The following is an 8421-nucleotide window of genomic DNA, read 5'->3' as shown; positions in this document are numbered from 1 at the left end:
GAGTCGGGGCAGGGGGGCGGGGGTTTTCAGGAGTCCGTGCGGCCGCGGCGCAGCATCGCGAAGCCGAGCCCGGCTGCACCGGCCGCCGCCATGCCGCCGCCCGCCACGAGGAACGCCGGGTCGCCCGTGCTCGGCACGCCCTCGGCGCCCGCCCTGACGCCGCCCTTGGGTGCGCCCGCGGTCTTGTCGCCGCCCTTTGTGTCCTTGCCCCCTGTGCCCTTCGTGGCCTCGCCCTTCAGGTGCGTGATGCCGATGTGCCCGTTGGACGGGTACAGCTCGTAGCGCACGCCGCCCTCGGTGACCGTGGGGTGTGTCGCGGAGAGCGTGGCGATCTGCTCGCCCTTGACCGAGAGCGTCGCGACGTACGAGCCGCCTCGGCTGCGCACGTCGGCCTTCGCGCCGTCGCCGAGGGTGACGTCGTAGACCTCGGCGGAGGCGGTGGGCTTCGGCGCGTGCGAGGCCGTGGGCGCGGCTGCGAGGGCCCCGGCGGCCGGCACGAGCAGCGCGCCGCCGACTAGGGCCGAGACGGCGGCGGTGCGGAGGACGGTCTGGCGGCGGTGGGTGCTCACGGGACGTTCCCTACGGTCGGGCGGCTGCCGGTCGCTCCGGGGCTCGGGTGGACGGCCGGCTCCGGTGCGGTCGAGTGGACACCTACGAAGTTAGATGTCCGCTATTGCGGCGATTCGGCAGCTATGTAACAGCACGCCATAGCTGTACGGGCGGTGCTGTTACGGAAGAAGAGGGGTGCCGGCCGGTGTCGCCCGTGCTCCCGGCGGGGGCGGCGCGAAGTCGTCGCCCCGGCTCGGTCGCGCGGCGGCCGGGTTCTTGCCCGGCGGCGTGCGGGCTGGTCCCATGGTCGGGGGGTGATGCGGCATGAGCGGCCTGCGCGTCGTACCGGCCTGGCGGCACGGGCGGCAGCGGTTGTACGTCTGTCTCCCGGGTGGCGGGAACGTCGCGTGGTACGACCGTGACTCGTCCCGGGTGAACCTGCTCAGCGAGGACCGCGAAACGGATGTCCTGCGCGCCCTCGCGCCCTTCCTCACCGGCGAGGTCACGGTGGGCCCGCCGCCGGTGCCCACCCGTGGCGAGCTGGCTCGCCTCGCCCTGCACCCCGACGACGACCTCGCGCCGAACCGCCCCGGCGAGGCCCTGCACATCGCCCTGGAGCGGGACAGGGCGCCCGCGCGCAGGCTGCGCGCCGATCCACGGCACCGCGCCCTCGCCGCGGAACAGGCGGTCGGCGACGCGCTGGACGGCCTCGAAGGCGCGGGCTGGCGCGTACTGCATTCCGTGCCGCTGCCCGGCGGGGCCCGCATCCACCATCTGCTGATCGGGCCCGGGGGCCTGTTCTGCGTGGGCACCCTCGCCGTGCGCAAGCAGCGGGTCCGCATCACCGACCCGATGGTGACGGTCGGCCGTGCCGCGCCCGTGCCGCTGCTGCGCGCGCTCCGCGCCGACGCGGGCCGGGCCTCGTTCGCCCTGACGGCCGAGGTCCGCCCCGTCCTCGCGCTGGCCGGGGCGGGGGCGGCGGAACCGGCCGTCGCGGCGCCGCCGCGCGATGTGCGGGTGCTGCGGGAGGCGGACCTGCCGGCGCTGGGCCGCCTCGGGGGCGTACTGAAACCGGCCGATGTGGAGGCCCTGCACGCCCTGGCCAGGGACCGTCACACCTGGCTGCGGGTCTGAACCGCCGCCCTGCTCGCCCGCGCACCCGGCTCACTCGGATCGCTCGGATCGCCAGGTCAGAGGTTGTCCCCCCAGCCGCCCTGGACCATGGTCTGGAAGGCCCAGGAGCCGCCGCGCCTGATCAGGATGTCGGCGTACCGCAGCTGCTGCGTCTCGCCGTTCGCCGTCATCACCGAGTCGGTGAAGACGACCGCCATGGCGGGGGAGAGGAAGACGGGTGTGCGCGTGGACTCGAAGCTGATGTCCTCGCTGCCGTCCCCCATCACGTGCGTCATCGTCTGCACGAACTGCTCCCGGCTCCACTGCGCCGACCGCCCGTCGCCCGCGGAGTCGTCGCTGACGAGGTTGAGCGGGAAGACGGCCAGGTCGGCCATGCGCTCCACATCGCGCTTCGCGCTGTGCGCGTCGTACTCGGCGAACCAGGCGTCCAGGCTCGCGCGGTCCTCGTCGGTCGGGACGTATCCGGTCTCGGGAAGGAAGGTCACGCGGTCTCCTCGTGGCAGATGCGGGCTAATCAACTTTGACTACGACAGGGAAGGTATGCCATCCAGAGGCTCTAGTCAAACTTGATTAGATGTGATGCCGGTCACCACGTGTGATGCCGATGAGTTTGTGACTCCCGGCCGGTCTCAGCTCATGACGCCGTCCAAGCTCATGACGCCCACGAAAGGACACCGCCATGTCGAAGCTCCTGGTCGACTTCATCACCTCTCTCGACGGCTACGCGTCGGGAGAGGGGTGGCCCGGGTTCTGGGGTCTCGAGGGCCCGGAGTACCTCGCGTGGCTCGGCGAGCAGCCCGAGGCCACCTACCTGATGGGAGCGAACACCTACCGCCTGATGTCGGGCTTCGCGGCAGGCGAGGTCCCGGATGGCCAGGACGAGTTCCGGCCCGAGGAAGAAGCGTCCGTGGACGAGCTGACCCGAGCGTCCAAGGTGGTGTTCTCCTCCTCACTGGAGGAGCCGCTGACGTGGGCCAACTCCACGCTCGTCCGCGACGACGCCGTCGAGGCGGTCCGTGCCATGAAGTCGAGCGGCGACGGGCTCCTCAGCACGATCGGCAGCCTCAGCCTGTGCCGGTCCCTGCTGCGAGCCGGTCTCGTCGACCGCTTCCGAGTGGTGATGTTCCCGGTGATCACCGGGGCCACGGGCGCGGAACGCATCTACGACGGCTACCCGGACGTGGCCCTGGAGATGATCGGGCACCGCACCTTCGACGGCCGCATCCAGCTGGTCGAGTACGAGCCCCGCGTGCTGGAGGGCCCGCCGCTCGGCGTCCCCGCGTGACGTCGTCCCGGGCGCCGGTCCCTCACCGGAAACGGACCACGACCGCCGTCGCGTGCCGCGTCGTGTTCTGCCGTACCTCGACGAGCACCACCGGCTCCGCGGGCAGTGCCGCGTATGTGAGGTCGCCGATGCCGATGGCGGTCGCCACGCCCTCGCCCACCGGGTCGGGCAGCGCCCGCGCCGCGGCGGAGCGCACGGCGGGGGAGAGCGGTGACGACACCACCGGGGTGCCGTCCCCCGGCAGGGCGAGGACCAGCGCCTGGGGCCGGGCGGGGTTGCCGGTGCAGCCGACCACCACCGCGTCCCGGGTGTCGCTGTGCCGCAGCTTCAGCCACGCGCGCGTGCCGCCCCGGTACGCGCCGTCGAGCCGTTTGATCACCAGGCCTTCGATGCCGGTGGCGGGCAGGGTGTCGTACCAGGTCAGGGCGGTGTCGCGGTCGGTCGTCGACGGCACGGCCTGGAGCGGCGGGCCCCAGGGCGCCAGCAGCCGTACGAGACGGGCGCGCCGTTCCTCGTACGGCAGCCGGCGGCAGTCCTCGCCGGCCTCCGCGAGCAGGTCGAACGCGGCGTAGGAGGCGGGCAGGGTGCGTGCGAGGACGGCGGCGCGGGCGCGGGTGGCGGCGGCGCGCTGCTGCACGGCGGCGAAGTCGATGCGCCCGCCGGACCAGACGACGACCTCGCCGTCGAGTGCGGTGCCCTCGGGCAGCCGGGCGGCGGCCTCGGCGAGGTCGGGAAAGGCGGTGGTGACGGTCCGCCCGGAACGGGCCTGGAGGACCACCCGGCCCCGCTCGTCCCGGAGCACGACCAGCCGGTGCCCGTCGAACTTGGGCTCGTAGGCCCAGCCACCCCCGTCGGGCAGCGCGGTCACCCCCTCCGCGAGGGCGACGCGAACGGGCATCGACAGCTTCATCGCGGACGGTGGGTCATCGGCCCGCCCGGGGCGGCAGGGGCCTGGCGCGGTTCAGGTTGATCAGGGGGCCCAGGAGGTCGCCGTGTTCCCGCAGGCGGGGCGCGATCGCGGGGGCCGTGAAGACCAGCTGGTCCGGCTCCTCGCAGGCCTCGACCTCCGCCCAGGTCACCGGCGTGGAGACGGTCGGTTCGGCGCGGGCCCGCAGGGTGTAGGGCGCCGCCGTGGTCTTCGCGGCCGCGTTCTGGCTGAAGTCGACGAAGACCTTGCCCGGCCGCAGGCTGCGCGTCATGCGGTGCACGACCAGCTCGGGCAGCGCCTGTTCGGCCTCGACGGCGAGCGTCTTCGCGTACGCGCTGACCCTTTCGGAGGGCGTCGGCTCCAGGGGGACGAGCAGATGGAGCCCCTTGCTTCCCGAGGTCTTCGCGTACACGTGGAAACCGTCCGCCGTCAGCCGCTCGCGCAGCCACAGCGCGGCGCGGCAGCACTCCACGACGGTGGCGGGCGGGCCGGGGTCGAGGTCGAGCACCAGCCGGTCCGCCTGCCCCGGCGCGTCGGCCCGCCACTGCGGCGTATGGAACTCGGTCACCAGATTGGCCGCCCACATCAGCGACGCCAGGTCCTGTACGAGGATCTGCCGCGTGGGCCCCTCGGAGCGGGGCACCTCGGCGGTCCGCACCCATTCGGGGGTGCCCGGCAGCACGTTCTTGGTGAAGAAGCGCTGGCCGTCCGGCCCGTCGGGATAGCGCAGGAAGGACAGCGGCCGGTCCACGAGATGGGCGAGGAGGGGGCCGGCCGTGGCGGCGTAGTAGTGCAGCACCTCCCCCTTGGTGAAGCCGCTCGCGGGATAGATGACCTTCTCCAGGTTGCTGAGCGGGACCCGTCGCCCCTCCACCTCTGTGATCGGCGTCATACGATGAGAGTCCCATAAATCGTCTCAAGCGCCATGAAGCAGCGTGAAGCGGCATAAAGAGGCAATAACACCTGTAACCCCCCAGTGAGAGGTCCCGGACGTGCGATCCATATGGAACGGTGCGATCTCCTTCGGCCTGGTCAGCATCCCGATCAAGCTCGTGAACGCCACCGAGAACCACTCGATCTCCTTCCGCCAGATCCACACGGAGGACGGCGGCCGCATCCGCTACCGCAAGGTGTGCGAGCTGGAGGAGCGCGAGGTGACCTCGGCCGAGATCGGCAAGGGCTATGAGGACGCGGACGGCTCGATCATCCCGATCACGGACCAGGACCTGGCCGCGCTGCCCATCCCGACCGCCAAGACGATCGAGATCGTCGCGTTCGTCCCGGCGGAGCGCATCGACCCGCTCCAGATCGACGCGGCGTACTACCTCTCGGCGAACGGCGTCCCCGCCGCCAAGCCGTACACGCTGCTGCGCGAGGCGCTCAAGCGGAGCCAGAAGGTGGCCATCGCGAAGTACGCGCTCCGGGGCCGGGAACGCCTCGGCATGCTGCGCGTGGTCGACGACGTGATCGCCATGCACGGCCTGCTGTGGCCGGACGAGATCCGCGAGCCCGAGGGCGTCGCCCCCGAATCCCACGTCACGGTCCGCGACGCCGAACTCGACCTGGCGGACGCCCTGATGGACACCCTCGGCGACGTCGACATGTCCACGCTCCACGACGACTACCGCTCGGCGGTCGAGGAACTCATCGCCGCGAAGGTCGAGGGCGGCACGCCCGCGGAGCAGGCCCCCGCGGCCGAGGCGGGCGGCGGCAAGGTCATCGACCTGATGGCCGCCCTGGAGAACAGCGTCCGCGCGGCCCGCACGGCCCGGGGCGAGTCCCACGAGGACGGCGAGGGCGACCAGGGCGAAGAGGGCGGCGCGGAGGCGGAGGTCACCCAACTCCGTTCCCGCCGCGCCAAGTCGGCGTCGGCGCCCGCGCGCAAGTCGTCCCCCGCGACCCCCAAGCAGGTCGGCGGCAAGAAGTCGACGTCGACCGCGAAGAAGAAGGAGACCCCCGCCAGGAAGACGACGGCCACGAAGACGGCCACGAAGACGACGGCGAAGGCGAGGGCGGAAGGGAAGGCCGAAGGGAAGGCGGAGGGGAAGTCCACGGCGGCGGCCCGCAAATCCACGGCCGGCAAATCCGCGGCGGGCAAGACGGCCGCGAGCAAGACGGCGGCCAAGAAGACGACGCAGAAGAAGACCGCGGCGGCGAAGAAGACGACGGCGAGGCGCCGGGCCTCGGCGTGAACTCCAGCGGGCGCTTCGCCACGCGTTCCGGCGTGAATTTCAGCGCGCCCCTTCCCGGGGCGTGCCCGCGCGGTTGACGCGTATGGGCAAATTGCAAAGCTCGGCCACCGGCCGGTGACGGCCATGACCGACGCTTTCACCGGCGTGCCTCATAAAGCCTTCAACTGAATACGGCCAAATCACACCCTCTCGCCCTTTTCTGACCTGTGATCCATGTCACAATGGCTTGATGGAATTGGATCCTCCGCGCAATGATTCCTGCGGACACAATGGGATTCTTTGTGATTTCCGGGGGGTTTGAGATATATGGCCAGTAATCCGTTTGAAGATGATGGTGCGGAATATCTGGTACTCGTGAACGACGAGAACCAGCACACCCTCTGGCCCGCCGCGCTCGAAATCCCCGCCGGCTGGAAGGTCGCGCAAGAGGCGAGTTCACGGGCCGATTCCCTGGCCTACGTCGAGGAGAACTGGACGGATATGCGTCCGGCGAGCCTGATATCCGGCTCCTGACGTGACCGACAGCGCGAGAGCGGACGGAAAAGCGCCGCCGCGGGGTGCGGGAAAACAGGGGCCGGGCCGCTTCAGTGGTGCGGGTCCCTTGCTGCTCGTCTGGTCGGGACAGGCCGTCTCACTGGTCGGAAGCGCAGTTCTCAGATTCGCTTTCATTATCGAGGTCTGGTCCACCGGTGAGCAGGCGACCGCCGTCACCGCGCTGTCCCTCTGCGCCCTGCTTCCGCAGGCACTGTTCAGCCCGTTCGCGGGCGCGATAATCGACCGCATCCGCAAACGCTCCGCCCTCCAGATAGCCGATGCGGGCGGATTCCTCACCGTCGGCCTCCTCGCCCTCGTGCACTTCTTCGGCGGCGGCCTCGAACCATGGCAGGTCTACCCCGCCACCGTCCTGCTCGGCATCAGCGCCGCGTTTCAGCTGCCCGCGCTCACCGCCGCCGTGCCGCTCCTGGTGCGCAAGGACCAACTGGGCCGCGCCAACGGCCTGTTGGCGGGGGCCAGGAGCGCCGCCGGGATCTGCGGCCCGGCACTGGGCGGGATCATGGTCGCCGTCTCCGGGATCGGCGCCGTCCTCGTCATCGACCTGGTGAGCTACGCCTTCGCGCTCATCGGCGTACGCATCGTACGGATGCGGGGCGACAAGGTCCCCGAGGGCGCGGGCGCGCCCCGCACCAGGATCACCGCGGAGGCCATGGAGGGCCTGCGCTACCTCTTCCGGCAGGCGAGCCTGCGCGACATGACCGTGAACTTCTGCACGGTCAACCTCGTCATGGTCTTCGGCTTCGCCGTCATCCAGCCCATGGTCCTGATCAAGGACGGCAACGGCGCGCTCGCCGCCGTGAACAGCGCGATCGGCGTCGGCGGAGTCGTCGGCGGTCTGCTGATGGCGGCCTGGGGCGGGCCGCGGAACCGCGGCCGGGGCATGATGCTCGGCATCGTCGGCATGTGCCTGTCGGCGCAGATCGGGATGGCGCTGGTCGGCGGGGTCGCGGGCTGGTGCGCGGCCATCCTGGTCGGCGCGCTGCTCATGACGCTCGTCAACGCCTCCATGCAGGCGATCGTGCAGACCAAGGTGCCCCACGAGTGGCAGGGCCGGGTCTTCGGCGCGGTCATGTTCCTCTCGCAGATCTCCGTGCCGCTGGCCACGGCGGTCTCCGGCCCGCTCGCCGACAACGTCTTCGAGCCGCAGGCCGCCGACGGGGACGGCGTCTTCGCCCTCCTCGGCCCCCTGTTCGGCGACGAACCCGGCAGCGGCATGGCGGGGATGCTCTTCCTCGCCGGTGTCGCGGGTCTCGCGGTCGCCCTGTGGGGGCTGGCGAGCCGCTCCATCAGGGACATCGACGTACTTCTGCCGGACATCGACGACGAGACCGAGAGCACGCGGGACCAGGGTGCGGGCGCGGGCGAGGGTGCCGGTGAGGGCGGCGGCGCCGGGACCGACGACAAGGGCGGTGAGAAGGATGGCGCGGTGCGTGCATGAGCTGTTCGAGGAGCAGGCGGCACGGACGCCCGAGGCGACAGCCCTCGTATACGAGGAAGAACGGCTGACCTACGCCGAACTGGACGCCCGCGCCGACCGGTTGGCGGGCCTCCTCGCGGCGCGCGGAGTGGGGCGCGGCGACACCGTCGGCGTCCACCTGGAGCGCTCCGCGGAGCTGGCCGTCGCGGTCCTCGGCGTGCTGAAGGCGGGCGCGGGCTATGTCCTGCTCGACCCCGGCTTTCCCGCGGCGCGGCTGCGCGGTATGGCGCAGGACGCGCGGATCGCGGCGGTGCTTGCGGCCGGGAGCGGAGCGGCCGTGGCGCGGGGCCATCGGGCCGGG

At 71.5% G+C, this 8421-nt stretch carries 10 protein-coding genes; 6 read left to right on the top strand and 4 right to left on the bottom strand.

The features are described from left to right. Window positions 1–26: 26 nt before the first annotated feature. Complete coding sequence (locus GKQ77_RS21790) at window positions 27–569, bottom strand: hypothetical protein (protein ID WP_219690614.1); 543 nt, start codon at window positions 567–569, stop codon at window positions 27–29. 304 nt (window positions 570–873) lie between these two features. Between GKQ77_RS21790 and GKQ77_RS21785 the strand changes: the two genes are divergently transcribed. Continuing rightward, window positions 874–1683: a nuclease-related domain-containing protein gene (locus GKQ77_RS21785; protein ID WP_219690613.1), complete on the top strand. Its 810-nt coding sequence runs from the start codon at window positions 874–876 to the stop codon at window positions 1681–1683. A gap of 56 nt (window positions 1684–1739) precedes the next feature. On the opposite strand, the gene GKQ77_RS21780 is transcribed toward GKQ77_RS21785, so the two are convergent. Next, entirely contained in the window at window positions 1740–2168 is a 429-nt protein-coding gene (locus tag GKQ77_RS21780; protein ID WP_125515091.1) for a nuclear transport factor 2 family protein, read from the bottom strand. A 194-nt stretch (window positions 2169–2362) separates the two neighbouring features. On the opposite strand from GKQ77_RS21780, the gene GKQ77_RS21775 reads away from it, so the two are divergent. Beyond that, complete coding sequence (locus GKQ77_RS21775) at window positions 2363–2968, top strand: dihydrofolate reductase family protein (RefSeq protein WP_219690612.1); 606 nt, start codon at window positions 2363–2365, stop codon at window positions 2966–2968. Between the two features lie 22 nt (window positions 2969–2990). Here the strand turns inward: GKQ77_RS21775 and GKQ77_RS21770 are convergent, their stop codons facing one another. Both GKQ77_RS21770 and ligD read right to left on the bottom strand, forming a co-directional pair. Continuing rightward, window positions 2991–3866: an ATP-dependent DNA ligase gene (locus GKQ77_RS21770; RefSeq protein ID WP_258021715.1), complete on the bottom strand. Its 876-nt coding sequence runs from the start codon at window positions 3864–3866 to the stop codon at window positions 2991–2993. Between the two features lie 25 nt (window positions 3867–3891). After that, window positions 3892–4788, bottom strand: coding sequence for a non-homologous end-joining DNA ligase (ligD, locus tag GKQ77_RS21765; protein ID WP_219690610.1), 897 nt, complete (start codon window positions 4786–4788; stop codon window positions 3892–3894). 100 nt (window positions 4789–4888) lie between these two features. Between ligD and ku the strand changes: the two genes are divergently transcribed. From ku to GKQ77_RS21745, 4 genes are all read left to right on the top strand, one after another. Beyond that, on the top strand, window positions 4889–6088 hold the full coding sequence (gene ku, locus GKQ77_RS21760; RefSeq protein ID WP_219690609.1) for a non-homologous end joining protein Ku: 1200 nt from the start codon (window positions 4889–4891) through the stop codon (window positions 6086–6088). A 306-nt stretch (window positions 6089–6394) separates the two neighbouring features. Then, the gene (locus GKQ77_RS21755) at window positions 6395–6601 is read left to right on the top strand and encodes an MbtH family protein (protein WP_219690608.1); all 207 of its coding nucleotides are present in this window, start codon (window positions 6395–6397) and stop codon (window positions 6599–6601) included. An 88-nt stretch (window positions 6602–6689) separates the two neighbouring features. Beyond that, a complete protein-coding gene (locus GKQ77_RS21750) occupies window positions 6690–8081 on the top strand; it encodes an MFS transporter (protein WP_219690607.1) in 1392 nt (463 codons plus the stop codon). After that, window positions 8074–8421 (top strand): AMP-binding protein (locus GKQ77_RS21745; RefSeq protein WP_308117743.1); only part of this gene is annotated, 348 nt, incomplete at its 3' end. The genes GKQ77_RS21750 and GKQ77_RS21745, both read left to right, overlap by 8 nt.

The sequence above is a fragment of the Streptomyces anatolicus genome, from assembly GCF_019400875.1.
GTDB classification, from domain to species: domain Bacteria; phylum Actinomycetota; class Actinomycetes; order Streptomycetales; family Streptomycetaceae; genus Streptomyces; species Streptomyces anatolicus.
The sequence above is the reverse complement of the archived record's forward strand: the minus strand, read 5'-3'. Positions and strand labels throughout refer to the sequence as shown.